The sequence below is a fragment of the Mesorhizobium sp. B2-3-4 genome (genome assembly GCF_006442315.1).
In the GTDB taxonomy this organism is placed as follows: domain Bacteria; phylum Pseudomonadota; class Alphaproteobacteria; order Rhizobiales; family Rhizobiaceae; genus Mesorhizobium.
This window is the reverse complement of sequence record NZ_VFVY01000001.1, coordinates 65,774-90,641: the sequence shown is the minus strand read 5'-3', so window position 1 is coordinate 90,641 and position 24,868 is coordinate 65,774. Positions and strand designations below refer to the sequence as shown.

General features: G+C 62.8%; 26 protein-coding genes. 3 read left to right on the top strand and 23 right to left on the bottom strand.

The annotated features are described in order from the left end of the window. Nucleotides 1-76 precede the first annotated feature (76 nt). The 14 genes from FJ967_RS00525 to FJ967_RS00460 form a co-directional block, all read right to left on the bottom strand. Nucleotides 77-2,218: a sodium-translocating pyrophosphatase gene (locus FJ967_RS00525; protein WP_140729778.1), complete on the bottom strand. Its 2,142-nt coding sequence runs from the start codon at nt 2,216-2,218 to the stop codon at nt 77-79. Between the two features lie 263 nt (nt 2,219-2,481). Further along, nucleotides 2,482-3,231 (bottom strand): ABC transporter permease, encoded by a 750-nt coding sequence (locus tag FJ967_RS00520; RefSeq protein WP_140729777.1) that lies wholly within the window; start codon nt 3,229-3,231, stop codon nt 2,482-2,484. Next, complete coding sequence (locus tag FJ967_RS00515) at nt 3,228-4,166, bottom strand: ABC transporter ATP-binding protein (protein WP_140729776.1); 939 nt, start codon at nt 4,164-4,166, stop codon at nt 3,228-3,230. The genes FJ967_RS00520 and FJ967_RS00515 overlap by 4 nt, the downstream gene beginning before the upstream one ends. Then, on the bottom strand, nt 4,163-5,326 hold the full coding sequence (locus FJ967_RS00510) for an ABC transporter permease (RefSeq protein ID WP_140729775.1): 1,164 nt from the start codon (nt 5,324-5,326) through the stop codon (nt 4,163-4,165). Before FJ967_RS00510 ends, FJ967_RS00515 begins: the two co-directional genes overlap by 4 nt. Nucleotides 5,327-5,369: 43 nt before the next feature. Then, nucleotides 5,370-6,281, bottom strand: a complete 912-nt coding sequence (locus FJ967_RS00505) for an ABC transporter substrate-binding protein (RefSeq protein ID WP_140729774.1) — start codon at nt 6,279-6,281, stop codon at nt 5,370-5,372. 176 nt (nt 6,282-6,457) lie between these two features. Further along, entirely contained in the window at nt 6,458-7,675 is a 1,218-nt protein-coding gene (locus tag FJ967_RS00500; RefSeq protein WP_140729773.1) for an MFS transporter, read from the bottom strand. Continuing rightward, a complete protein-coding gene (gene nusB / locus FJ967_RS00495) occupies nt 7,672-8,172 on the bottom strand; it encodes a transcription antitermination factor NusB (protein WP_140729772.1) in 501 nt (166 codons plus the stop codon). Before nusB ends, FJ967_RS00500 begins: the two co-directional genes overlap by 4 nt. After that, the gene (gene ribH, locus FJ967_RS00490; RefSeq protein WP_140729771.1) at nt 8,169-8,663 is read right to left on the bottom strand and encodes a 6,7-dimethyl-8-ribityllumazine synthase; all 495 of its coding nucleotides are present in this window, start codon (nt 8,661-8,663) and stop codon (nt 8,169-8,171) included. The genes nusB and ribH overlap by 4 nt, the downstream gene beginning before the upstream one ends. A 107-nt stretch (nt 8,664-8,770) precedes the next feature. After that, the gene (locus FJ967_RS00485; protein WP_140729770.1) at nt 8,771-9,388 is read right to left on the bottom strand and encodes a riboflavin synthase; all 618 of its coding nucleotides are present in this window, start codon (nt 9,386-9,388) and stop codon (nt 8,771-8,773) included. Further along, nucleotides 9,388-10,518: a bifunctional diaminohydroxyphosphoribosylaminopyrimidine deaminase/5-amino-6-(5-phosphoribosylamino)uracil reductase RibD gene (gene ribD / locus FJ967_RS00480; protein ID WP_140729769.1), complete on the bottom strand. Its 1,131-nt coding sequence runs from the start codon at nt 10,516-10,518 to the stop codon at nt 9,388-9,390. Before ribD ends, FJ967_RS00485 begins: the two co-directional genes overlap by 1 nt. 2 nt (nt 10,519-10,520) lie before the next feature. Then, complete coding sequence (nrdR, locus tag FJ967_RS00475) at nt 10,521-11,000, bottom strand: transcriptional regulator NrdR (RefSeq protein WP_140729768.1); 480 nt, start codon at nt 10,998-11,000, stop codon at nt 10,521-10,523. Nucleotides 11,001-11,143: 143 nt separating this feature from the next. Next, on the bottom strand, nt 11,144-11,722 hold the full coding sequence (locus FJ967_RS00470) for a hypothetical protein (protein WP_181175630.1): 579 nt from the start codon (nt 11,720-11,722) through the stop codon (nt 11,144-11,146). Nucleotides 11,723-11,801: 79 nt separating this feature from the next. Then, entirely contained in the window at nt 11,802-13,115 is a 1,314-nt protein-coding gene (gene glyA / locus FJ967_RS00465) for a serine hydroxymethyltransferase (RefSeq protein ID WP_140729766.1), read from the bottom strand. A 173-nt stretch (nt 13,116-13,288) separates the two neighbouring features. Next, nucleotides 13,289-14,929 carry a Na+/H+ antiporter gene (locus FJ967_RS00460; RefSeq protein ID WP_140729765.1) on the bottom strand — a complete coding sequence of 547 codons (1,641 nt, stop codon included), beginning with the start codon at nt 14,927-14,929 and terminating at the stop codon, nt 13,289-13,291. A 373-nt stretch (nt 14,930-15,302) separates the two neighbouring features. Between FJ967_RS00460 and FJ967_RS33895 the strand changes: the two genes are divergently transcribed. Further along, nucleotides 15,303-16,025: a helix-turn-helix transcriptional regulator gene (locus FJ967_RS33895; protein ID WP_281405668.1), complete on the top strand. Its 723-nt coding sequence runs from the start codon at nt 15,303-15,305 to the stop codon at nt 16,023-16,025. A gap of 67 nt (nt 16,026-16,092) precedes the next feature. Here the strand turns inward: FJ967_RS33895 and FJ967_RS00450 are convergent, their stop codons facing one another. The 8 genes from FJ967_RS00450 to FJ967_RS00415 all read right to left on the bottom strand — a co-directional run bounded on the left by FJ967_RS00450 (nt 16,093) and on the right by FJ967_RS00415 (nt 20,840). After that, on the bottom strand, nt 16,093-17,346 hold the full coding sequence (locus FJ967_RS00450; RefSeq protein ID WP_140729764.1) for a L,D-transpeptidase family protein: 1,254 nt from the start codon (nt 17,344-17,346) through the stop codon (nt 16,093-16,095). A 294-nt stretch (nt 17,347-17,640) separates the two neighbouring features. After that, the gene (locus FJ967_RS00445) at nt 17,641-18,021 is read right to left on the bottom strand and encodes a hypothetical protein (protein ID WP_246675128.1); all 381 of its coding nucleotides are present in this window, start codon (nt 18,019-18,021) and stop codon (nt 17,641-17,643) included. A 296-nt stretch (nt 18,022-18,317) separates the two neighbouring features. Then, entirely contained in the window at nt 18,318-19,421 is a 1,104-nt protein-coding gene (locus FJ967_RS00440; RefSeq protein ID WP_140729762.1) for a site-specific integrase, read from the bottom strand. 2 nt (nt 19,422-19,423) lie between these two features. After that, nucleotides 19,424-19,678, bottom strand: a complete 255-nt coding sequence (locus FJ967_RS00435) for a hypothetical protein (RefSeq protein WP_246675127.1) — start codon at nt 19,676-19,678, stop codon at nt 19,424-19,426. Further along, nucleotides 19,671-19,982: a hypothetical protein gene (locus FJ967_RS00430; RefSeq protein WP_140729761.1), complete on the bottom strand. Its 312-nt coding sequence runs from the start codon at nt 19,980-19,982 to the stop codon at nt 19,671-19,673. Before FJ967_RS00430 ends, FJ967_RS00435 begins: the two co-directional genes overlap by 8 nt. Then, nucleotides 19,964-20,185: a hypothetical protein gene (locus tag FJ967_RS00425; RefSeq protein ID WP_140729760.1), complete on the bottom strand. Its 222-nt coding sequence runs from the start codon at nt 20,183-20,185 to the stop codon at nt 19,964-19,966. Before FJ967_RS00425 ends, FJ967_RS00430 begins: the two co-directional genes overlap by 19 nt. Nucleotides 20,186-20,196: 11 nt before the next feature. Continuing rightward, complete coding sequence (locus FJ967_RS00420; RefSeq protein WP_140729759.1) at nt 20,197-20,463, bottom strand: hypothetical protein; 267 nt, start codon at nt 20,461-20,463, stop codon at nt 20,197-20,199. A gap of 2 nt (nt 20,464-20,465) precedes the next feature. Beyond that, on the bottom strand, nt 20,466-20,840 hold the full coding sequence (locus FJ967_RS00415; RefSeq protein ID WP_140729758.1) for a hypothetical protein: 375 nt from the start codon (nt 20,838-20,840) through the stop codon (nt 20,466-20,468). A 186-nt stretch (nt 20,841-21,026) separates the two neighbouring features. On the opposite strand from FJ967_RS00415, the gene FJ967_RS00410 reads away from it, so the two are divergent. Together FJ967_RS00410 and FJ967_RS00405 are read left to right on the top strand one after the other, a co-directional pair. After that, nucleotides 21,027-21,770 carry a hypothetical protein gene (locus tag FJ967_RS00410; protein ID WP_140729757.1) on the top strand — a complete coding sequence of 248 codons (744 nt, stop codon included), beginning with the start codon at nt 21,027-21,029 and terminating at the stop codon, nt 21,768-21,770. Nucleotides 21,771-21,893: 123 nt separating this feature from the next. Further along, nucleotides 21,894-23,288, top strand: a complete 1,395-nt coding sequence (locus tag FJ967_RS00405) for a MobA/MobL family protein (RefSeq protein WP_140729756.1) — start codon at nt 21,894-21,896, stop codon at nt 23,286-23,288. Here the strand turns inward: FJ967_RS00405 and FJ967_RS00400 are convergent. Further along, a complete protein-coding gene (locus FJ967_RS00400) occupies nt 23,282-24,853 on the bottom strand; it encodes a TraM recognition domain-containing protein (protein ID WP_181175629.1) in 1,572 nt (523 codons plus the stop codon). The genes FJ967_RS00405 and FJ967_RS00400 overlap by 7 nt on opposite strands. Nucleotides 24,854-24,868: the final 15 nt, after the last annotated feature.

The window sequence follows — 24,868 nt, the reverse complement described above, 5'->3', positions numbered from 1 at the left end:
GCCGAGTGTCCCGTCCCTATAAAAAGCCCGCGGGGATCGCTCCCCGCGAGCTTTGCTTTACTTCCCTGGCTGGCGGTCAGCCGTGCGCGAGCACGGCGAGCAGCAGCAAGGCCACGATGTTGGTGATCTTGATCGCCGGATTGACGGCCGGGCCGGCTGTATCCTTGTAGGGATCGCCGACCGTATCGCCCGTCACCGAGGCCTTGTGCGCCTCGGAGCCCTTGAGGTGCTTGACACCATCCTTGTCGGTGAACCCGTCCTCGAACGACTTCTTGGCGTTGTCCCAGGCACCGCCGCCCGAGGTCATCGAGATGGCCACGAACAGGCCATTGACGATGACGCCGAGGAGCGAGGCGCCGAGGGCGGCGAAAGCCGAAGCCTTGGAGCCCGAGATCAGCAGCACGCCGAAATAGACGACGAGCGGCGCCAGCACCGGCAGCAGCGACGGGATGATCATTTCGCGGATCGCCGCCCTGGTCAGGATGTCGACTGCGCGGGCGTAGTTCGGCTTCGATGTGCCGGCCATGATGCCCTTGTCCTCGCGGAACTGCTTGCGCACTTCCTCGACGATCGAGCCCGCCGCACGGCCGACCGCCGTCATGGCGATGCCGCCGAACAGGTAGGGAATGAGGCCGCCGAAGATCAGGCCGGCGACGACGTAAGGGTTGGACAGGTCGAAGGAGATTTCGCCCATGCCCTGGAAGTAGGGATATTTGTCGCCATTGGCGGCAAAGAACCTGAGATCGTTCGAATAAGCCGCGAACAGCACCAGCGCGCCGAGGCCGGCCGAACCGATTGCGTAGCCCTTGGTCACTGCCTTGGTGGTGTTGCCGACCGCGTCGAGCGCGTCGGTGGAGTGGCGCACTTCCTTGGGCAGGCCGGCCATTTCGGCAATGCCGCCGGCATTGTCGGTGACCGGACCGAAGGCATCGAGCGCCACGATCATGCCGGCCAGGCCAAGCATGGTGGTGACGGCGATCGCGGTGCCGAACAGGCCGCCGAGCTGGTAGGTGGCGATGATGCCGCCGACGATGACGATGGCCGGCAGCGCGGTCGATTCCAGCGAGACCGCGAGGCCCTGGATGACGTTGGTGCCGTGACCGGTCACCGACGCCTGGGCGATCGAGTTGACCGGGCGCTTGTTGGTGCCGGTGTAGTATTCGGTGATCACCACGATGAGGCCCGTCACCACGAGACCGATCAGGCCGCAGATGAACAGGTTCTTGCCGGTGATGGCGATGCCGGCGACGGTGCCGATCTCGCCCCAGCCAATCGTGGCCGAAGTGGCGACGCCGAGGCCCACGATCGACAAGAGGCCGGTGACGATCAGGCCCTTGTAGAGCGCGCCCATGATCGAGCCGTTGGAGCCGAGCTTGACGAAGAAGGTGCCGACGATCGAGGTCAGGATGCAGGCGCCGCAGATGGCCAGCGGATAGAGCATCGCCGCCCCCAGGGCCGCGGTTCCGCCAAAGAAGATGGCGGCCAGAACCATGGTGGCGACAACCGTCACCGCGTAGGTTTCGAACAGGTCGGCGGCCATGCCGGCGCAGTCGCCGACATTGTCGCCGACATTGTCGGCGATGGTGGCCGGGTTGCGCGGATCATCCTCGGGGATACCCGCCTCGACCTTGCCGACCAGATCGCCGCCGACATCAGCACCCTTGGTGAAGATGCCGCCGCCAAGACGGGCGAAGATCGAGATCAGCGAGGCGCCGAAGCCAAGCGAGACCAGCGAGTCGATGACGACGCGGTCATTTGGCTGAAGACCCATCGGGCCGGTCAGGATGAGGTAATAGATCGATACGCCGAGCAGGGCCAGGCCAGCCACCAGCATGCCGGTAATGGCGCCCGACTTGAAAGCTATGTCGAGGCCCGCGGCAAGGCTGTTGGAAGCCGCCTGGGCGGTGCGCACGTTGGCGCGGACCGAGACATGCATGCCGATGAAGCCGGCCGCACCCGAGAGCACGGCGCCGATCAGGAAGCCGATTGCCGCGGTGATCGACAGCAGCCACCAGGCGAGCAGCAGCACGACCACGCCGACTATGGCGATGGTGGTGTACTGGCGCGCCAGATAGGCCTGCGCGCCTTCGCGGATGGCGGCGGAGATTTCCTGCATGCGCTGATTGCCCTGATCGGACGCGAGGACCGAACGTGTCGCCCAGATGGCGTAAAGGACAGAAAGCAGGCCGCAGGCGATGACGGCGGAAAGTATGGTCATTGCCGAATCTTCCTCGATTGTTGGCCCAAAAGAACCCCTCCCTGGGCCGTTGAGACAAAAGACGGAATCCCGTGCGTGGAATCCCCCTCTTCGCATCGGTGTATGCGAAACAGGGCTCGGAACGTCAAGATATTGTTCGGTTTTTGCCCGTCTTTCGCCCAAAAGACATAGGCCGGCCCGACAAGGCCGGCACGACCCCTGATTTAGATCGATTGAAATGACGCAACGGCAATACTCCGCTGAGAATACCATCCGCCAGAAAGCTATTGCGCCTCGCTTCCCATACGGCGCGCCGCGTAGCGCTCGACCGCTGACAGCCCGTCATAGATCAGCACGGCAAGCGCCGCGACGATCAGGCCGCCCTGCAGGATAAAGGCCAGGTTGTTCGACAGCAGGCCGGCGATGATCACCTCGCCCAGCGTCCTGGCGGCGACCGTCGAGCCTATGGTTGCGGTGGCGAGACTGATCACCACCGAGAGCCTGATGCCGCCAAGAATGATCGGCGCGCTAAGCGGCAGCTCGACCTTGGTGAGCCTTTGCCAGCCGGTCATGCCGGCGCCGCGCGCCGCCTCGACGACATTGGCCGGCAGCGTCGTCAGCCCTGTCAGTGCGTTCTCGAAGATCGGCAGCAGCCCGTAGAGAAACAACGCGATCAGCGTCGGCTTCTCGCCGAAGCCGACGGCCGGCACGGCCAGCGCCAGCACCGCCACCGGCGGAAAGGTCTGGCCGATATTGACCAGGCTGCGCGACAAGGGAAGAAATTCGGCACCGGCGGGCCGGGTGACGAGGATGGCGAGCGCCACCGCAACGATGGTGGCGGCGACGGTGGCTATCAGCACGGTGCGCAGATGCAGCAGCGTCAGCGTCAGCAGGCTGCCCTGGTTGTAGATCGCGGGCGCATTGTTCTCGGTCAGCGGCTTCAGCAACGGTTCGAACCAGCCGGGACTGGTGATGAAGGCAACGAGCAACACCACCAGCGCCAGCCTCAGCAGCAAAGGCAGCCAGGCCCTCATGCCGGCCTCGCGGCGCGCTTGACCAGCCCTTCCACCGTGACGCGGCCGAGCGGCTTGCCGTCGGCGCCTTTCACCGGCAGCGCCGGCCGGCCGGACCACAACAATTCGGCCAAGGCGTCACGCTGGCTGGCATCGCCCGGTATAGGCTCGCCTTCGGCACCGCCCTGCTCCACCGCGTCGCGCACCCGCCCCAGCGACAGCAAGCGGAATGGTCTTTCGCTGGCGCCGACCAATGTCTCGACAAAGGCATTGGCGGGCTTCGCCAGGATCTCGGCAGGCCTGGCGTATTGCACTAGCTTGCCGGCATCCATGACGGCGATCCTGTCGCCCATATGCACGGCTTCCTCCATGTCATGGGTGACCAGGATGATGGTGGTGCCGAAGCGCTTCTGGATCGCCAGCAGATCTTCCTGCGCCTTGGTGCGGATGATCGGGTCGAGCGCGCCGAACGGCTCATCCATCAAAAGCACATTGGGCTCGGCGGCGAGCGCGCGGGCAACGCCGACGCGCTGCTGCTGGCCGCCGGAGAGTTCATGCGGGTAGCGCGGTCCGAATTCCCCGGGATCGAGCTGGTAGAGCGTCATCAGTTCGTCGACGCGCGCCTTGATGCGGTCCTTGTCCCATCCGAGCAACACCGGCACGGTGGCGATGTTCTGCGCCACCGTGCGGTGCGGAAACAGGCCATGCCCCTGGATAGCGTAGCCGATGCTGCGGCGCAGCTGGTAACCGGGCACCGATCGATTGTCGGCACCGTCGAGCTTGATGATGCCCGATGTCGGCTCGACCAGCCGGTTGATCATGCGCAGCAGCGTCGTCTTGCCAGATCCCGAGGTGCCGACAATGACGGCGATGGTGCGCGGCTCGATCACTATCGACACGTTGTCAACCACGGTATTCGCATCGTAGCGCTTGGTGATGCCTTCGATCTCGATCATGCCGTTTGTACCTTGCGCCTGGTGGCGGTCATTTCGATCACCGCGTCGAGGATGATGGCGGCGGCGAAGGCGAGCGCCACGGTCGGCACCGCGCCGAGCAGCACCAGATCCATCGCCGTCTGGCCGACACCCTGGAAGACGAACACGCCAAAACCGCCGCCACCGATCAGCGCGGCTATGGTGGCAAGGCCGATATTCTGCACCAGGACGATGCGGATGCCGGTGAGGATCACCGGAAAGGCTAGTGGAAACTCGACGCCGAACAGGCGCTGGCGGTCGGTCATGCCCATGCCGCGCGCGGCGTCGTTGGCCGCGCGCGGCACGCCGGCAAGACCAACCACCGTGTTGGCCACAACAGGCAGCAGCGAATAGAGAAACAGGGCAACGAAGGCGGGAGCGGTGCCGATGCCCCTGATACCGAGCGCGGCCGCGCCCGGTACATGGAGGGCGATCCAGCCGAGCGGCGCGATCAGCAGGCCGAACAGCGCGATCGAGGGGATGGTCTGGATGATGTTCAAGACGTTGAGAACGCCGGCCCGCAGGCTCTCGACGCGGTGGCACAGAATGCCGAGCGGCAGGCCGACGATGACGGCGGCCAGCAGCGAGCCGAGCGCCAGGGTCACGTGTTTGGAGCCTTCGGCCCAAAAGCTGTCGGCGCGGTTGGAATATTCCTTGAGGATCGAGAGACTGTCCCAGCGTCCTGAAACCAGCAACAGGCCGATGGCCAGTGCCGCAACGACAAGCACCCCGACGCGGGCCCAAGGCGACAGATCGAGCCTGGTCAGCACATCGGCGAGCAAAAGCGTGAAGGCAAAGATGAGTATCCAGAAGCCGGAGGCCGGCGAGACCCGGGCAAAGGTATTGCCCGCCGGCGTGAGGAATGTGCCGGCGTCGCCGATGAGCAGTGCCAGCGCGGCAAGCGCCACGATGCCGGCCGCAAGGCGCAAGACGAGCGGCGTCCGGAACAAGGCGACGAAAGCGGCAATGACGAGGATCGCCAAAAGCAGCGGGCCCGTCGTTATCGGCAGGGCTTCGAGGATCGAGCGCGCCTGACCGGGAACGATCCGGTTGGCGCGGAAGGTGGCGAATGGCGCGAGAAACGCGGCATAGGCGGCGAGTGCGGCGATGACCACGCCGAGCTTGTCGAAACGGATGGTCATAGCACGCGCTCGCCTCGCACTGACGTCACTTAGCGACGCGCAGCTACTTCAAGAATCCGTTCTTCTTCAGGAAGTCCTCCGCAACGCCCTTGACCGGCTCGCCACCGACCTGCACGCGGCCGTTGAGTTCCTGCAGCGTGACGAGGTCGAGCTTGGCGAAGACCGGCTTCAGCAACGTTTCAATCTCCGGATGTTCCTTCAGCACGGATTCGCGGATGATCGGCGCCGGCTGATAGACCGGCTGCACGCCCTTGTCGTCCGTCAGCACAACCAGGCCTGACGGCGCAATGCCGCCATCGGTGCCGTAGACCATGGCCGCATTGGCGCCGCTGGTCTGGTTGGCGGCCGCGGCAATGGTCGCGGCGGTGTCACCACCCGAAAGCGTGATCAGCTGGTCCGGCTTCAGCGTGAAGCCGTAAGTCGTCTGGAAGGCGGGAAGAGCCGCCGCCGAATTGACGAACTCGGCGGAAGCCGCCAGCACCACCTTGCCGCCACCGGAGACGAATTTGCCGAAGTCCGACAGCGTGACCAGCTTGTTCTCGTCCGTCACGTCCTTGCGCAGCGCGATCGCCCAGGTGTTGTTGGCCGGCGCCGGCGACAGCCAGACGATCTTGTTGGCGTCGTAGTCGAGCTTTTTGGCCGTCTCATAGGCCTTGGCGGCGTCCTTCCACACGGGATCGTCGGCCTTCTCGAAGAAGAAGGCGGCATTGCCGGTGTATTCGGGATAGATGTCGATTTCTCCGGCGGTGATCGCCTTGCGCACGACCGGCGTACCGCCGAGCTGGATGCGGTCAGTGGTCTTGATGTTGTTGGCGTTGAGAACGAGCTGGATGATGTTGCCGAGCACGCCGCCCTCGGTGTCGATCTTCGATGAAACAACGACCTGAGCGCTCGCGGAGGCAACCGTGATGCCGAGCGCCAATGCCGCGCTGGCCAGAACCTTGACTGAAAACATCGTGAAATCCCTTGCTTTGAACCGGAATGCGGCGGCCGCATATGAGCATGGCTTCAACGCCCCGTCGGGGCACACGGTTTCATAACAATAGGCACAGGCGCAATAATTTTGTTTGAGGACTGCAAGTCGAGCCCGAGCAATCCTGACAACATCATGTCAGGCCGGCCGTTGCGGGATCAGGCTTCTGCTTTGCGCAAACCGGCCAGCTTGAGCGCGCCGAGCGCGACAAAGCAAAGCGCGGCGACCGGAAAGATCATCCAGTTGAGCATCGTCCAGCCCCAGGCGTTGTAGACCATGCCCGACATCAGCGACGCGCAGGCGACCGAGCCGAACAGGACGAAGTCATGGAAGCCCTGCACCTTGCCCTTTTCCGAGGGCCGGTAGCTCGCGGCGACCATGGCGGTGGCGCCGATGAAGCCGAAATTCCAGCCAAGGCCCAGCAGGATCAGCGACGTCCAGAATTGCCACAACGCCAAGCCGGACAAGGCAACGACGGCACAGCCGATCAGCAACAGCAGACCGATGGCGACAATGCGCTCGGCGCCGAAGCGATGGATCAGCGAGCCGGTGAAGAAGCTCGGCCCGAACATGGCCATCACATGCCAGGAAATGCCGAGCGTCGCATCGTCCTCGGACAGGCCGCAGCCGACCATGGCGAGCGGCGCCCCGGTCATGACGAAACTCATCAGGGCATAGCTGCCGACGGCGCAGAAAAGCGCCGCGACAAAACGCGGCCTGGTGACGATCTCGGCCAGGGGCCTGGTATCGCCTTCGACAATGTCGACCTTGCTCACTGGCTTCGCGGGCAAACGCAGGAACGACAGGATGACGGCGCCCACCGCAGCCAACACCAGGATCGACGCGAACGAGCCGGCAAACATCACCGGCGCGAACAGTTCGCGGGTGAAAATGACGATCTGCGGCCCAAGGATGGCGGTGATGATACCACCGGCCAGCACGAAGGAGATGGCACGCGCCTTGAATTCAGGCGGTGCGTTGTCGGCGGCGGCGAAACGGAACTGCTGCACGAAAGCGCCGCCGACACCAAGCACGAGCAGGGCGAACGCGAACAGCCAGAAACTTGCATGAAAAAGTGCCAGGGTGGCGACCAAACCGCCGATCGCGGTGACCACGGTGCCAGTCATGAAGCCACCGCGCTGACCCAGCGTGCGGATGATGGCCGCCGCCGGCAGGGCTCCCAGCGCCACGCCCAGATTGTAGCCGGTGACCGGCGCGGTTGCCAACGACTTGTCCGCGGCCAGCAGATATTGCCCGACCAGCGCGCCCATGGAGATGGCGATCGGCGCCGCCGAGCCGATGATCGCCTGCGAGGCGGCGAGGATCAGCGCGGTTCGCCGCGCCTCCTTGCCCGCCTCGATGGCGATGGCGGTCACGAAGCGTCCTTGCCGCGGCCCTCGCCACGCACCCGGCGCGAAACGCGGTCGAGTACGGCATTGACCAGCTTTGGCTCGTCTTCCTCGTAGAAGGCCTTGGCGATGTCGACATATTCCGTGACGATGACGGCGACCGGCACGTCCTCACGCTTCATCAACTCATAGACGCCCGCGCGCAGAATGGCACGCAGCGTGGAATCGAGGCGCGACAGCGGCCAGTCGTCGGTCAGCGCCTGGCGGATGATCGGATCGATGGTCTTCTGGTTTTCGACGACGCCCGTCAAAATGGCGCGAAACCATTGGGCGTCCGCTTCGCGATAGAGCGCGCCATCGACTTCCTTGCCGAGACGGAAAGCCTCGTATTCGGCAGTGATCTCGAACACGCCGCTGCCGGCGACGTCCATCTGGTAGAGCGCCTGCACGGCGGCCAGACGGGCGGCGCCGCGCTTGTTGGCGTGGCGTATCGCGGGCTGTCCGGGCGAAGCGGGTTCGCTCACGATTGCGCTCCCAGTTTCTCCTTCAGCGCGATCATGGTCAGCGCCGCACGCGCGGCAAAGCCGCCCTTGTCGCCTTCCGAACGCTTGGCCCTGGTCCAGGCCTGCGCATCGTTCTCGGTGGTCAGGATGCCGTTGCCGATGCAGATCGAGTCCTGCACGGACAGGTCCATGAGCGCACGGCTGGATTCATTGGCGACGATGTCGAAATGATAGGTGTCGCCGCGGATGATGGTGCCGAGCGCGACGAACCCATCATAATGCGTGCCGCCCTCGCCGGCGCCGTCCAGCGCGAAGGTGATGACGGCCGGTATTTCGAGTGAGCCTGGAACGGTGACGACATCATAGGTAGCACCAGCCTCCTCCAGCGCGCTGGTCGCGCCATCGAGCAAGGCGTCGGCGAGATCATCGTGAAACCGCGCCTCGATAATAAGCAGATGCGCCTTCGCCTTCGGGCGAATGAACGCTTTGCCATGTTGGGATGTGCCTGCCATAAAAGTCTCCGGGGGGTTGCCGGTGACTTAGGCCGAAGCCGGATTGATCGCAAGCGGAAGATTGCCGTAGGTGCGTGAGAGCATCTTTTGGAAAGGCCATCCGGCCTTTACAACCCCTCTTTCGCCGCCTCCGCCAGCCGGGCGGCGTAGCGGGCCATGGTGTCGATCTCCAGGTTGACGCGGTCGCCGGCCTGGCGCCCGCCCCAGGTGGTCACCGTGAGCGAGTGATGGATCAACAGCACGTCGAAGCGAGTGCCTTCCACCTTGTTGACGGTGAGTGAGGTGCCGTCGAGCGCGACGGAGCCTTTCGGCGCGATGAACTTCGCCAGGTGGCGCGGCGCATCCAGCGTGAAGCGCACGGCATCGCCTTCGTCCTTGCGTTCGACGATTTCGGCTGTGCCGTCGACATGGCCCGAGACGATATGGCCGCCGAGTTCGTCGCCGATCTTCAGCGCCCGCTCGAGATTGATCTTCGTGCCGGATTTCCAGCCTGCCGCGGTCGTCAGCCGCAACGCTTCTTCCCAGGCTTCGACTTCGAACCAGCGCGCATTCGAGCCGTGGTCGGGCAGCGCCGTCACGGTCAGGCAGACGCCGCCGCAGGAAATCGAGGCGCCAATGGCAATCGTCTGAGGGTCATAGGCCGTGTCGATGCGCAGGCCGACGCCTTCGCTCAGCGGCTTCACCGCCGCAACGGTGCCGATATCGGTGACAATTCCTGTAAACATCAGATATCCCTCACCCATTCGGCATAAGAGTCTTCGCCAAACCGCATCTCGCGCAGCTTGCGGAAACCTGCCGGGATATGGTCGGTGTCGATGGGCGATGCAATGCCGTCCGCGCCGATCGCTTCCGGTCCGTTAAACAGCACGATGCGATCGACCAGGCCTTCGGCCAGGAAGGCGCTCGCCACCTTGGCGCCACCCTCGACCAGCACGCTCGCCATGCCGAGTGCCGCCAGATCCTCGAGCAGCTCCGGCAATGCCACGCCGCCCTCGTGCGTTTCGGTGCCGATGAAGCGCACGCCGGCACGCTCCAGCGTCGCCCGCCGCAGCGGATCGGCCTCCAGGCAGGCGGCGAGATAGAGCGGCACGCGATCCACCCCAGAGACCAGCTTCGAGCCTTCCGGCAGCCTTATCTGGCGGTCAAGCACGATGCGCGCGGGAGAGCGGCTCTCCAGCCCGGGCAAACGCACCGTCAACGCCGGATCGTCTTCCAGCGCCGTGCCGATGCCAACAAGGATGGCGTCAGCCTCGGCCCGCATCAGGTAGACTTCACGGCGCGCCATATCGCCTGTTATCGCGACCTGGCCGGCGCCTTCCCGGCCGATCTTGCCGTCACTGGAAAGCGCAAGCTTCAGAATCACTTCCGGGCGTTTTTTCAGCGAGCGAATCAAATAACCCGCCATCTGTTCGGAGGCTTCGGCGGCTAGGACCTTTTCCACCACCTCGATACCGGCGGCGCGCAGGATCGCATAGCCCTGCCCGGAGACCCGGGGATCTGGATCGCTGGCGGCACCGACGACGCGCGCAATGCCGGCATTGACCAGCGCATTGGCGCAGGGCGGCGTGCGGCCATGGTGGGCGCAGGGCTCCAACGTGACGTAGGCCGTGGCACCGCGCGCGAGTTCGCCGGCCTCGCCGAGCGCCTCGGTCTCGGCATGCGGACGGCCGCCGATGGCGGTAACGCCGGTGCCGACGATCATCGGACCGGCGCCGTCGTCACGCACGATGATCGTGCCAACCGAAGGATTGGTCGAGGTGCGACCGGCATTCCGGCGAGAAAGCCGCAAGGCGGCAGCCATGAAACGGTGATCAATGGCCGTCTGTGCGGCCTCGCCGCGATGCGATGCTGCCATGCTCAGCCGGCGTCCTCTTCGCCCTTGTCTTCGTCACCCTTGAGCTCGCCGAGCAGTTCGTGGAAGTCCTTGGCCTCGCGGAAATTCCGGTAGACCGAGGCGAAGCGCACATAGGCGACATCGTCGAGCGACTTCAGCGCGTCCATGACCAGCCGGCCGACCTCGCCGGAGGCGATTTCGGTTTCTCCGGAGCTTTCGAGCTGGCGCACGATGCCGGTCACCGCCCGGTCGATGCGCTCGGGATCGACATTGCGCTTGCGCACGGCGATCTCGACCGAGCGCAACAGCTTGTCGCGGTCGAACGGCACTTTCCGGCCCGATTTCTTGACCACGACGAGGTCGCGCAACTGCACGCGCTCGAAGGTGGTGAACCGGCCGCCGCAATCGGGACAGACACGCCGCCGGCGGATCGCCGCGCCGTCCTCGGCGGGGCGCGAATCCTTCACCTGCGTATCTTCGGACTGGCAATAGGGGCAGCGCATGGAAAGCCTTGGGTTCGCGAATCTGGTGAGGCGAAAAGGCTTAGAGGCTTTTGCCACGATGGCAAGGCACACAGACCCTTTCTCGCCTCAGAGATAGCGAGCCGCGAGGCAGATTGCCAGCACCCTGCCCCCTGAGCCGCTCGCTAGGGCGCAACGTCCTTGGTTGGAAAGCCGCAGGCGGCGCCGAGGTTGCGATAGGCCTTTGTGAAACCGTCCATCGGAATGCTGGCGACAGCCTGCTTGGCGAAGGTGACGTCGAGCGATGTCACCTTTCGCATGGCCCGCAACAACGCCAGACTTGTCTTGGCCTGGTTCTCGATCGTCCAGCTTGGACGGCCATTGATGGCATCGTTGGAATCGATCGTCGCCGAGACCTTGACGCCGGGATCTCCGAAAATGGCCGCGATCTTCTTGCCGGTCGGCAGGTTCCTGTTGTCGATGGTGATCATGACGGCCGGGTATGCATCGGGAGGCAGTGCGTCACCGGTCGAGATCGACAAGGTCAGCGTGCCCGAATTGCCGCCGGCGTCGAAGAACGCGGTGGAAGCCGCGCAGGTCTTGTGCGCATCCTGGCCGGTGTCGAGCGCATCGACCATCGTCGTCCATCGGCCGAAGGTGCTCGTGGCCGGCATCTCCGAAGCGGGTTGCGTCTGCGCCAACGCAGACCCGCAAACAGCCAGCCAGCCGACAGCACCGAGCAAAGCAAGACAAAAACCGCGCATCATCCAGTCTCCAATTCCATGTGTCACCCGATCAAGGGTGACGCACCGCGGTGGATAAAAGATGACGTTCCGTGTCCGGTCAACCGAGGTAGGGGTAGAGCGGGAAGCGATCGGTCAATGCAACGACCTTGGCCTTGACCGCGGCCTCGACGGCGGCATTGCCCTCGTCGGAATTGGCGACCTTGAGACCGTCCAGCACTTCGGCGATGAGCTTGCCGATCTCACGGAATTCGGCCTGGCCGAAGCCGCGTGTGGTGCCGGCGGGGGTGCCAAGCCGCACGCCCGAGGTGACGAAGGGCTTCTCCGGGTCGAAGGGGATGCCGTTCTTGTTGCAGGTGATGTTGGCGCGGCCGAGCGCTGCCTCGGCGCGCTTGCCGGTGGCGTTCTTGGGGCGCAGGTCGACCAGCATCAGATGATTGTCGGTACCGCCCGAGACGATGTCGAGGCCGGTTTCCTGGAGGCTGGACGCCAGCGCCTTGGCGTTGGCGGCGACGCTTTCGGCATAGACCTTGAAGCTCGGCTTCAAGGCTTCGCCGAAGGCCACCGCCTTGGCGGCGATGACATGCATCAGCGGGCCACCCTGCAGGCCGGGGAACACGGCCGAGTTCATTTTCTTGGCGATGTCCTCGTCATTGCAAAGGATCATGCCGCCGCGCGGGCCGCGCAGCGACTTGTGCGTTGTCGTGGTCACCACATGGGCGTGCGGCAGCGGCGAGGGATGCACGCCGCCGGCGACGAGGCCCGCTATATGGGCCATGTCGACCATCAGATAGGCGCCGACCGCATCGGCGATCTCGCGAAAACGCTTCCAGTCCCAGATGCGCGAATAGGCGGTGCCGCCGGCCAGGATCAGCTTCGGCCTGGTCTCGTGCGCGGTCTTCTCGATCGCATCCATGTCGAGCAGATGGTCTTCCTTGCGCACGCCGTAGGAGACAACCTTGAACCATTTGCCGCTCATGTTGACCGGCGAGCCGTGGGTCAGGTGGCCGCCGGAATTGAGGTCGAGGCCCATGAAGGTGTCGCCGGGCTGCAAAAGCGCCAGGAACACCGCCTGGTTCATCTGGCTGCCCGAATTCGGCTGGACGTTGGCGAAGTTGCAGCCGAACAGTTTTTTGGCGCGCTCGATGGCCAGTTCCTCGGCCACGTCGACGAACTGGCAGCCGCCATAGTAGCGCTTGCCCGGATAGCCCTCGGCGTATTTATTGGTCATGATCGACCCCTGCGCCTCGAGCACGGCGCGTGAGACGATGTTTTCCGAGGCGATCAGTTCGATCTCGTGGCGCTGGCGACCGAGCTCGTTGCGAATAGCGCCGAAGATCTCCGGATCGGCATCTTCCAGCGTTGTTTCGAAGAAGGATTCGAATTTGTTCGACGCCGCCGCTGCAGTTGCCATGGCCTGAAAATCCTCCGGTTTGGGATCACTATCCACGCATATCGCTACCCAAAAGCGCTGCTCACTTGTGGGCGACATGCACTGGCGCGCCATTAACACAGTTGTTTTGGGCTCGCCACGTTTGCGGCGCGAAATTTGCTGGCCGGTTTGCGCCAAGGGATCGCGACGGATCGCTATTTCCTGTCCCGGCGCTGCTTCAGCAAGGCCTCGGTCAAGGTAATTTCGGAAAACAGCGCGCGCATCGTGTGATCGTTGATCTCCTGGCTGCGGAACATTTCGCGCAGCGCGGAACGTTCGGCTTCGATGCCCGCGGCCCTGAGTTCCAGCTCCAGCCTGCCGGCTTCGCGGGCCTCGGCGCGCGCCTCGTCGGCCTCGTCCGAAGCCGCGATCCGTCGACGGTAACCAGCCACGATGCTGTCGGCGACCGCCAATCGGGCTTCGACCGCCTCGCCTTCGCCTGCCTCATTGGCGATGCTCTCGATCCGTGCGATCGCCGCATTGGCGGCGCCGACGCGCGCCCGCCGCTCCTCCGCGGCCGCCGGATCTTCACCCGGCTCGACCAGCCCACGCGCAATCCTGGGCAAGGCGAAGGTGGCGATGAGGAGCGAGCAGATGATGACGCCGGCGGCAAGGAAGATCACGACGTCGCGCGCCGGAAAGGGCGAGCCGTCCTGCAGCGCAACCGGCAATGACAGGATGCCCGCAAGTGTGATGGCGCCGCGCACGCCGGCCACGGAGCCGGCGAGCCGGACGCGAAATCCGAACGGTTCGGCCTCGCGCTTGCCGAGCCGCGCGGCGATCGCCTGGGCGATGTCGCCGACCCAGATCCACAGGAAACGCAGTCCGATCAGGCAGAGCGTCAGGATCAGCACCGTCGCCACCGGTTCGATCAGCCAATGTCGGCTGGACAGTTCCGGCGGGACCTTGCGGATGATGTCGGGGAGTTGCAGCCCAAGCAGAATGAACAGGGCACCGTTGAAGACGAAGGTGAGCGTCGCCCACAGCGACAGGGTTTGCATGCGCGCCGACACGCCCAGGAAACGGAACATGCCGGTGACCCCGGTCAGCAGGCCGGCGGTGACCGCCGCCAGGATGCCCGAGGCACCGACATGTTCGGCGCCGAGATAGGCGACGAAAGGCAAAAGGATCATGACCAGGACCTGTGCCTCGGCCGGCACGCCCCCGATGCGGTTGAGCAGTTGCAGCGTCTTGGCGGCAATGAACAGGGCAGCGACGCCGGCCACGATGCCGGCGGCAACGGCGTAGAGGAAACTGAGCGAGGCTCCGGCAAGCGAGAAGCTCCCGGTCAATGCCGCCGCCACGGCAAAGCGGAACATGACCAGTCCGGACGCATCGTTGAGCAGCGACTCGCCCTCCAATATGTGCATCAGACGGGACGGAACCACATTCCTGTCGACAATCGAGGACACCGCCACTGCGTCCGTCGGCGACAGCACAGCGGCCAGAGCGAAAGCGACAACGAGCGGAATGCTCGGCACCAGCCAGTGCAAGGCATAGCCGAAGCCGACAATGGTGAAGAAGACCAGGCCGATGGCGAGATCGAGTATCGGTCCACGCAAGGCGACAAGTTCGCGTTTCGGCGCCACGAAAGCGTCGCCGAACAGAAGTGGCGGGATGAACACCAGCAGGAAAAGTTCAGGATCGATCTCGACATGCAGCCCCCGCGCCGGCCAGGCAAGGGCCGCGCCAATGGCGATCTGCAGCACCGGCAGCGGTACCCGCACCAGCCGCACCAGCGCGCCCGACAGCGCCACGAAGACGAGCACGACGAGAATGAAGATAGCGACGTCCATGGCACGATTCCGGCTGTTTGGCCGACCATGCGCAATCGCCGGAGCTTCGTCCAGCCGCTCTGACCGCTGGAAAACAGGGCAGGCCCGGCTTTAGCAGCGGCCGGCGCCCGGCGTCAGCGCAAGGCTGCCTAGGGGCACCGGGCGGCCGGCCTCCACGCCGGCCCCCTGGGTGCCGGCGCGGAAAATGCGGGGGCTTTCGGGCGGGAGGCTCTACCCGCCATGAGTCCCGCGGCTTCCTGAATAAGCCAGGACCCCACCGCCTCAACCTCCCGATAACGCGGGCTTGACAGGCGCTCTTTACCGCCCGGCGGCTTGCGGCTGACAGGCGCCTGTGCCACGCTGCACGGCGGCTGGCGGACGGGGGGTTCGATCGATGCTGTCACGGATCATGGCACATGCCGAACCGGCCTTCGCCTCGACGACGGCGGAGGATGCGAGCGTCGCCTATTTCGCGGCGATGCAAGCGTTCGGCGCTTCCTATCTGCAGACCCGGCTCTACCGGCGCCCGGCAGCGACGCTGACCTCGTCGAGCCATTGGGCGGCCGGAGGTTTCATCACCCGGCTGGCACCAGCCAACTGGCCGGGCAGCCCGGCGTTCGACTATGTCTGCTTCGAATGCAATCCGCTGCTCGGCGCGATCCGCGAAAGCCGCACGCGCTACCGCTTCTCGGACTTCGCTCCACGCAGCGGGGAATTCGGCGTCTACTGGGAAGCCCTCGGCGAGGCCGGGATCGATGACGCGCTGTGTTCCACCTCCTACGGCGCCGACGGCGCGATTGCCTCATTGCACCTGGGTTTCCACGAGCGCGATTTCACGGCGGACGAGAGCTTCGCCATCCAGATGGCCGGCCTCGTGCTGACCGAACGGCTGATGAGCCTGACCACGCCACCTGCAACCGCCACCGTCCGCCTGACCGTGCGCGAGCGCGACAGCCTGGCGCTTGTCGCGGAAGGCAAGACGGATTGGGAAATCTCGGTCATCCTGGGCATTGCCGAGGCCACCGTGCGCTTTCACGTCGACAATGCCAGGCGCAAGCTCGGCGCCGTCAACCGGGCGCAAGCGGTGGCTCGGCTGGTGAATCAGCGGCTGATCTGAAGGCAGCTCCCGCCAAACAAGAAAAAGCCGCCTTAACGGCGGCCTTTTTTAGAGCAATATCAGACACTTACAGCGAAGACGTCATCTGCAGTTCGCTGGCGCCGTCCAACGCGTAGACGTCGTCGCGGAACTGGACGACGCCGGGTCCTGTCGACCAGGCCGAGAGATAGAGGAAGTGCACGGGCACCGGGTTTGTGACCTGGATCGGCGTGTTCTGGCCGGTCTTGATCGCCGCCTCGAAATGCTGGCGATCCCAGCCGGGCGTGTCGCGCAGGATCCAGGTGACGAGATCGCGCACGTTCTGAACACGCACGCAGCCCGAGGAATCGAAACGCATCATCTTGCCGAACAGGCTCTGCTGCGGCGTGTCGTGCATATAGACGCCGTCCGGGCTCGGGAAATTGATCTTGACCGACGCCATGGCGTTTTCCGAACCGGGATCCTGGCGGAAGCGGTACTTGGCGGCATCGTCGGTCGACCAGTCGACATTCATCGGATCGACTTCGCTGCCATCGGGCGCGAACAGGCGGATATGGCTGTTCTTGAGATAGTCGGGATCCTTCCGCATCAGCGGAATGATGTCCTTGCGCACGATCGAGACCGGCGCGTTCCAGTACGGATTGACGATGATCTCATTGATCTTGGAATTGACGATCGGCGTCTGGCGATCGATCTTGCCGACGATCGCGGTGTGGCGAAGCACGACGCGGTCGTTCTCGACCGCCTCGACCTGTGCGGCCGGAATGTCGACCAGCACATAGCGGCTGCCCAGCGTACCCGCCTTCTCCTTCAGCCGCTGCAGATTGGTCTGCAACTGGCCAAGCCTGATCTGCGCCGAAACGTTCATCGCCGCATAGGTGTATTTGCCCATCGAACCGTCAGCCGGCAGGCCATGGCGCAACTGGAAGCGCTTGACCGCCGAGTCGACATAGGAATCGAAGGCCGTCGAAATACCGGCACTTTGCGACAGATCGCCGGCGACCATCAGACGCTTGCGCAACGGCACCACGTCCGGATCGTCGACGCCGAGCTGAAGCTTCTTGGTCGCGGGAACATCCGTCCAGCCACCCTGCGAGACGATATTCTGATACTGCGCCACCGCCTGTTCGGTGAAGGCAACGGTCTGCGGGCTGAAGATCGGCAGCGTGGAAGCCACCTTGCCGCCTTCGCTGGCACGGGCGTCGAACTGGTCGTCCCAATTGCCACGGGCCGAGGATTTCAGGATATCCCCGATCACATCCTGCGCATTCGCGCGACCGGCCACCACGGCGGCGGCGAGCGCGGAGGCTCCGGAAAGGAAAAAGCGGCGGCTGGTTCTCATGGACGTTCCAGACATTCTTGTAGCATTCGATCCAGGGGCGATCTTGCCCGCACTCTAGAGTTGGCAAACTTAACAATTCGCCAACCATGTCCGTATCAAGTCGGCCACAAACGCGCGAGGCATGAAACGGGTTCCAGGCGAACGCACGGCCTTGACCATGGCATCACCGGCATTCTCGGTTCCATTGGAATATGGCGGCAACGTGGCCTTGCGCGCAATTTCGAACCGGGCGGCGAAGCGAAATGAAAGCGCCGTGCTTTTTGGGTATCGCCTGACAGGGTTTGGCCGCCGGCCTCACAGCTTGGGGCTGTCAGTATCCAGTTCCGAACAGCGTTGCAGCACCTGGTTCTGAGGATAGCGCAGTATCTTGTTGTCCTCGAGCTTGAGCAGCAGTGTCCGGCTCTTCCCGACGCTGTTCTCGTCGTCGGAACAGGTCATGTCCAGAATGACGGCATCCAGGCCTTTCAGCTTCTGAACCTTGTCCAGCGTGCACCCGACTTCCCACATGTCCACGGACTTGTCGCTGAATGTGATCCTGGAATCATTGTTGTCGCACGGGCTCGAGCCTTCGTTGGCGAAGGCCCCCTTCCACCAATCCTCGGCGAAGGCGGTTTGAGGCCCAAGCAGGATCGCCATCAAGACAGCACAGATTTCGATGCAGCGCCTTCGATCCATCATGTCCCCCTTAACAGATGAGACACTAGGCATTGAGAGCGCGAAAGCATAGCGGGGTCATGCGGTTCGCCCGCCACGCCGGCATTTGTTGACTGACGGCGACCGTGCGCAACGAGAAAAAGGGCCGGCGCTTTCGGCACCGGCCCTGACTGGAAGTCGCTGTCCTTGCCGGCTTCTATGGCGCGGCTTTGATTTCGGCCGTCGGCTTACATCCGGTAAGCGATGGTGTCGTTCCAGAAATGGGGCAGAGTTTAAAACAAGCCGCTACGGACGGGTCTGCAACGAAACTGCTACGTTCAGCGGGCGTAAGGGATTGGCGGTGCATCGAGAGGTATAGCGGCGCGCAGCAGTTTTTCCAACGCCGCCGATGACTTCTCCAGATAGTCGGGTGACCAGCTGGCATAGCGTTCGGTCATCGAAAAGCCGGTGACCTTATGGCCCAGCTGCATCGCCGTCTCCCAAGGCTGCACACCCTCACGCCGGAGCCAGCGCGCCACGGTGTGGCGGCAGGAGTACGCCGTAATCTGCCGATCAAGCTTGGCCCGGCGCAGGGCGGCGCGGATGCCCTTGTTGATATGGCCGACCTTTTGGCCGCGGAACATCAGCACATACGGCGTGGTCTTGTCCATTGGCTCCAGCACTTCCCGCAGGAAGGGGAGCAGCTTGACGGTCGGACGGCGTTTTGAGGTCTGTTTACGCCCCTTGGGGTTCAGTTCTATCAACCCGGCCTCAAAATCAATCTGTGCCCACGTCAGGGTGGTTATGGCCTCATTCCTGGCACCAGTGCCAAGCATCAGGATGAGGAACAGCCGGATATGGTCACCGGCCGCCGTATACAGGCGCCGGATTTCCTCGACCTCCATGGGCCGGCCCATCGGAGGCCCCTGCTCCATCGCCGGGACCTCGATGTATGGCCGGTCGCGAACAATGCCGCGCTTCCAGGCGCGGTTGATGGCCGCGCGGCCGACTTCGAGCCCCCTGACTACCGAATTGTGCGAAAGCCCCTTGGCCTCCAGGAAGGCCTTGAACTCTTCCTGTCGGGGCACGTCCCGCAGGTCGGCCACGGTGGCGTCCTTCCAGAAGTCCAGCCAGTATCGCAGCAGGATCTTGACCGCCTGCCGCGAGCGCAGCTTCTCGACGTGGCTGGCCTGATATTCTTTCCAGACATCCCGCAGCAGGACGCTGTCGGCCGACAGGTCCCGGCCGTTCTTCATCCGCTGCTCCACAAACCACTCGGTGAGTTTGGTCTTGGCCTCTTCAAGGTCGGCCGTGCCCAAACTCACCTTGCGGGTCTGCTTTGCGGCTTCATCGTAGGATGTCCGATGCCAGGCGGCGCTGCCGGGACGCTTGTCCAGCCAGTAATCGCCAAGCTGGAACTCGCGTTTCTGGTATCGCGGCATGACTACTCACCGGGGGCTGACGTGCCGGGCCGGGGGTAGCGGCCGAGCATCATGTCGGCGACATGGATGCCCAGATACCGCACCTTGCGCGGCCCGAGCCGGATGGCGGGCACGAGGTTCTGTGCCCGCCATCGCTTCAGGGTGGACAGGTCGATGTCCACGAAGTGTGCGGCCTGCTCTTCCCCGTACCGGTGGTACGGGTCGATGCCGTGCTTCTGCATGATGGCTTCGCGCACTTTCTGGTACTCCTCATCCACAGGAGCCTCCCAATCTGAAAACCGTATCGGCTGCGACTGGGGCATTAAGAACCATTAACATAATGACTATGTTAAAGATTGCAATGTTCCACCGGCGCGAAAACGCGCCGATGATAAAGCCACCCAGTGTGACCAGATAGACGAACTGCCCCAGCGGTTCCCAGACGTAGCGGAAGGGCGGGGCAAACCAGCAATAGAGGTACGGATAGTGCCACCATCTGACGGTCATGTAGTTGGCGCACCACGCCAACCCGGCGACGACAAACAGCACGTCGGTATCGCCAATCAGCGCCTTCCTTGCCATTGCCTCCTCCTTTGGCGCCCGGAGCGGGAAGAACGCCGTCGAGGCATTCTTTCCGCTTGGCGACCCTGCCAGCTTGACCAGATGTGGCTGACGATGGCGGAGACTGCGCGGAATGCAGCGGTGATGAGCATCACCAGGATCTGCACGTAGGCGCGGACAAAAAGCTCCGCCAACCGCAGGATGAACTGCAGCAGATGTTGCATTGTGAGAGCCTTCAGCGTGGGTTGCAGATTTGGTTCAGGGCAGCAGTGTTGGCCGGGTCGCCCGCCTGGTAATGCCTGCAGTCGGTGTACTCGATCTTAACCCCGCTGCACTGGATGAGGAGCGTAAGGGCGCCGACGACGCACAGGACGGTAATCACGCACCATCCCAGAAAGTCGGCGAAAGTCTGCTCCGCTGCCACGGTCTGATAGATTTGCGTGATGGACGCCTCCGCCGAGGAGTTTCCGCCGTGGGCGTTGTTCGAGATTCGCTGTGACATGGTCAGACCCTCACGAACTTGCGGTGGGCCAAGGTGAATTGCCGGACTTCGTAGAAGCATTCCGGCGTCTTCACCCACACCACACGTTCCGTGCCGTGCCGACCTGCGAGGCTCACCGGCAGCGTATAGAAGGCCACGAACTTGCCCTTGAACGTCCCGTCCCGCCAGCGTTCGCAGTGGTCGAACACAGCCCCAATCACGCCGAAACCGGGGATTTCGTAATGGGGACGGAAGTGACGGTATTCACGTTCCAGCCAACGCGGAGCCTCATCCTGCGTTCGGTGGCCAAGGCTTCGGTTCTGAGTGGTGATTTCGGCCATGACGCGGCTCCCGTTCACCAGCACGGGTAGTTTCAGCTTTTGCAGGAACTTGCCCACTTTCGCCTCCATCCCCGGCGGTCGCTCCGGGTGTGGAGCGCCTTCGATGCCGGGTACGAGGTCGCATCGACCACTAAATGGAAAACCGATAAATTTGCCCGAGCAGAAAACCTTGGATCACACCAAGTGCTTTGAGTTCCAACCGGTGTGCACGAAGATGTGCATCTCACGATTCGGGAGGTCTGGTTGCCAATCAAGAAGCCGAGGAAAGCGCCTGGCCAAGCCTCTGACGAGGAAGAGAAGCGCTTGGTAGCGAAAATAGATGATGAATACGAGACCGACGTGCTTATGCCTGCGGTCAAGCATTTCAAAATGAGCAAATCCGATCTTGCCCGTGAGGGTATTCGGCAAATGCTTGAACGTAAAGACCAGCCGACTCCCGACGCCATGAAGCGCTTGGCCGAAATTGGTCTTATCGACGCTGTCGATCATCGGACTTATAACTGTTCGGACATCATCAGTGACGCGCAAACGCTAGTCGTGCAGACCGGGCAGCTCGCAACCTGGTCCAGGCTCCATGGGCACGAGAGAGCGCTTTTAAACCACATCGGCTCAGGCAAGCCTATCGACTTCGTATTGCCTGCGGAGGCCGGCTCCAGCCCCGAACTTACGTCATCTTCCAAAGAGGCGGTGCGGCGATTTTTTGCGTTGCTCAATTGCTACGATCACACGCCCACAGCAGTTGCGGGAATTTTCAAAGCAACCCGCTTTTTCAGTACCTGGATGAATCCCGATGCGTTTCGGCTTTTCACTGACACGATCGCGATTTCAAACTCGCCCTATGACCTGAGTATCAACGAACGGTCGCTTGTCTTTCGCAACGGGATCAATTGGGAGGGTCGGGAGAGCGTGGGATTTGCGCTCTCGCAGGCGAGGGACATCCATCCATCTGTTCAACTTGACCCCCTTGCCGCTGCAGGAATGGCTTAACTGGTATTAACACACTGGCTGCGCACTGATATGCAACGCTGGTTGTGTGGCAGAGGTCACAGGTGAAATCTAGGATGGTGCAGTTATAGGGCACAATATGGGTCGCAAGCGACCCGAAGTGCCTTGGGCTGCACCGTGCTAGGGTACTCCTGTGGCAATCACGTACTTCAACCACACCTTCATCAAAAAGATGCTCAGAAAGAGCCCGGCACCGCCGTTGCCAATCTGAACTACAACACCCGCCAGAAGGCGACCGTATATGTCGGCGCTGGCGGTGGCCTCTCCCCCAGCTACGGACACATCCGGCGAGTGCTGGAGGATCGGGAAAACCGCATTCGGAAAGACGGCCGGGTCATCGAGAAATTCATCATCGCCCTGCCCCGCGAAATGACGATGGAGCAGAGCATCGGCACGGTCCACAAATTCGGTTTCCGGCTGACCCGGGGCGGACAGGCGCCCTACTACTTTTCGATTCAGGACTGGAATACCCACAACCCCCATGTCCACTTCGTCCTGATCGACCAGCACCGGGAAACCGGCAAGACCGTCGCCAAGGCTTGGGAGCGCAACAGCACGCACCGCTTCAAGCGCCTCTGGCAGGACGTGGCGAACGACGACATGGCCGCGCTGGGTATCGACGCCCGGATTGATTTTGACGCCGCCGAGGAGAAGGCGCAGGCGCTGCGGGAGCAGGAGACGGCCAACGACAATCTTGAGCCCGCTCGGGAGGCCGCACCGCTAAGCACCGATAGCGAGATAGAACCGCCGGCAGAATCCGTGAACGACGAACCTCTGGAAACAGAGGACGCCGATGACGGCGATGATGAAGATATGGCCCTGCTGGAGCTTACCGGATCGCCCCTGGAGAATGTGCTGGAGGCGCACCGTGAACTGGAGACGCTGGAGAACGCCAAGACGGAGTTGACACGAGCCGAAGCTGACTTTGGTCGCGCCGACAAAGAGTTGGCGATAGCTTCGCATGAGGCTGGGCAAGCCCACATCGCCAACGAAGATGCCAAGAAGGCAGTCGAATCCGCGGCGAAGGAGTTCCGCCAGCATTTAAAGCCGAATGGGCGCCTGAAGGGGTTCTCGATAGGCATCGGTGGGCTCAGGTGGGCTTCGCAGGCCAGAACGCGCGCGGAACTCGCGGCTGTCAGAGTCTACATGGAGCGGTCGTTGCAGGAGCGGCAGGCAAAGGCCTTGCAGGAGCATCAGCAGCAGGTGCAGCGCTGGGAAAACGCGAAGGCTGACTACGCACGCAAGCAGGTCATGCTGGCAAATCAGCTCCTCCGCTACAGCAACCGCAGGAACCAGGATTATGCTGAGAACCTGTTCAAGGACGCTATCCGCAAGAACATGGAAAAGCTTTCCCTGGAGGAGTTGCGTGACCTGTACGAGAAAGGCGAACTGTCAGAAGCCAAGTACCGCCATATCCTGCATATTGCCGGCGCGATGCACGAACTTGACGACCTTGATGAAGAAACCGGCAAAAACCGAGATCGCAGCGAAGGCTACTGATAGAACTCCACCACGGTTTTCCGCCACAGGCGCTTGACCAGCTTAAAGGGCTTTAAGCCAAACACCTTCGCCCTGCCCGGCACGATCAAGATGCACTCCATAAAGCCCATTGAGGCGACCTGATCTGCGTTTCTGAGATTGGTCGGTGTTTCGCTCCGGCCCTGACTGGAACCGTGCTGACTGGCACTCTCGGACCGGCCGTAAGAGGTGCGCTTGCCGAGCAGTTTGCTGACCCGCTCCAGCCAGCCGATTTCATTCGAGCCGCCATAGACCAGCAGGCTGCATCCGCCGATGAGAGCTTCTGCATCCTGCTGGAATTCTTCCTTGATGTCCGATTCCGACAGGTAGGCGACCAGCAGGTTCACGCCGGCCTCACCCAGTTCGCGGTTGACATCGAGGAGGGCGTTGCAGCGCCCGATCGTCTTAGCTTCATCGACGATGACCCAGAGGCCTTTGCGCAGCGGCGTGTCGCCGGTGGCGTTGAACATTCGCTTCGCCGAGTTGATGGCGCACCCGATGAGCAGCCGCACCAGGGCGCCCTCGCCCGTCCCGAGACCACAGCGTATGAAAACCGCTACCGGCGCGTCGTCAGTAAACACTTGCTCCCATGTGAAGGTGTTGACCAGCAAGCCTTCGGCGTCCCGGTGTTCGGTGATGGCGCAGATGGACGGGCGCAGCCACACCTTCATCTTCTCGAAGTTGGTGGTAATGAAACTGCCCTTCTCCCGGTCCCCGGCGGAACGGAAGGAATCAACTGCGGCGGTGATAATCGGATCATCAACCAGCGCCATCAAAGCGAACAGCGCCTCCCGGCTTTCATTGCTGCTCACCAAAAGTCTCACAGCATGCGGCACCGTCGCCTGGCTAGGCTGTTTCAGGAGGAGGTACTTGATCACCCCTGCAATCATGATCTTTGGGTAATTGTCGAAGTGACTGTGTTTGCCGTGCTTCGCATCGGCGGCGAGCAGATCGGCAAAAACATCATTCTGCCGATCGAAATCGTACACATCATGGATGTCCAGGAATGTGACTGGGTTGATCCACGCCTCCGTGTTCTCGGGATTGTCGATGTCGATCACCAGCACCCGGTAGCCGAGCCCCTCCAGCGTCGTGCGGGTCCGTTTTAAGGTGCCGAGCTTCGGGTCATACATCACGAGGTCCGGAAGCTGCTGACGGCGCCGCTTGATGTGATTACCGCCGACATCGATGGTCTCCGTCACCCATGGCCGGTTGCGGAGATCCAGTAAGTTGGCGTTGACCGCCTGTGTCTTCCCCTGCCTTTTGTTCGCGATGATCATCAGGCTGGCATCCTTCGGCAGGTAGACCTTTCGGCGCTTCCGGGTAACGCAGGCCAGAAACCCACCCGGCTTCAACATCCCTTGTTCTTTTAGCTCCTTGTCCGAGTCAAAAGCGGCATCGCCGTGGGTTGGCTCCTCCTTCTGCGCCGTCATGCTACGGTATATGCCCTTTATTACGGCGATTATCCCATGAATAATATAGCCAAGAGCCAAATCAACCCAAGATATGAGCTTCAATAATCCTTTGACGAACTTGACGATAAGCATAGTATTTTCCTGTTC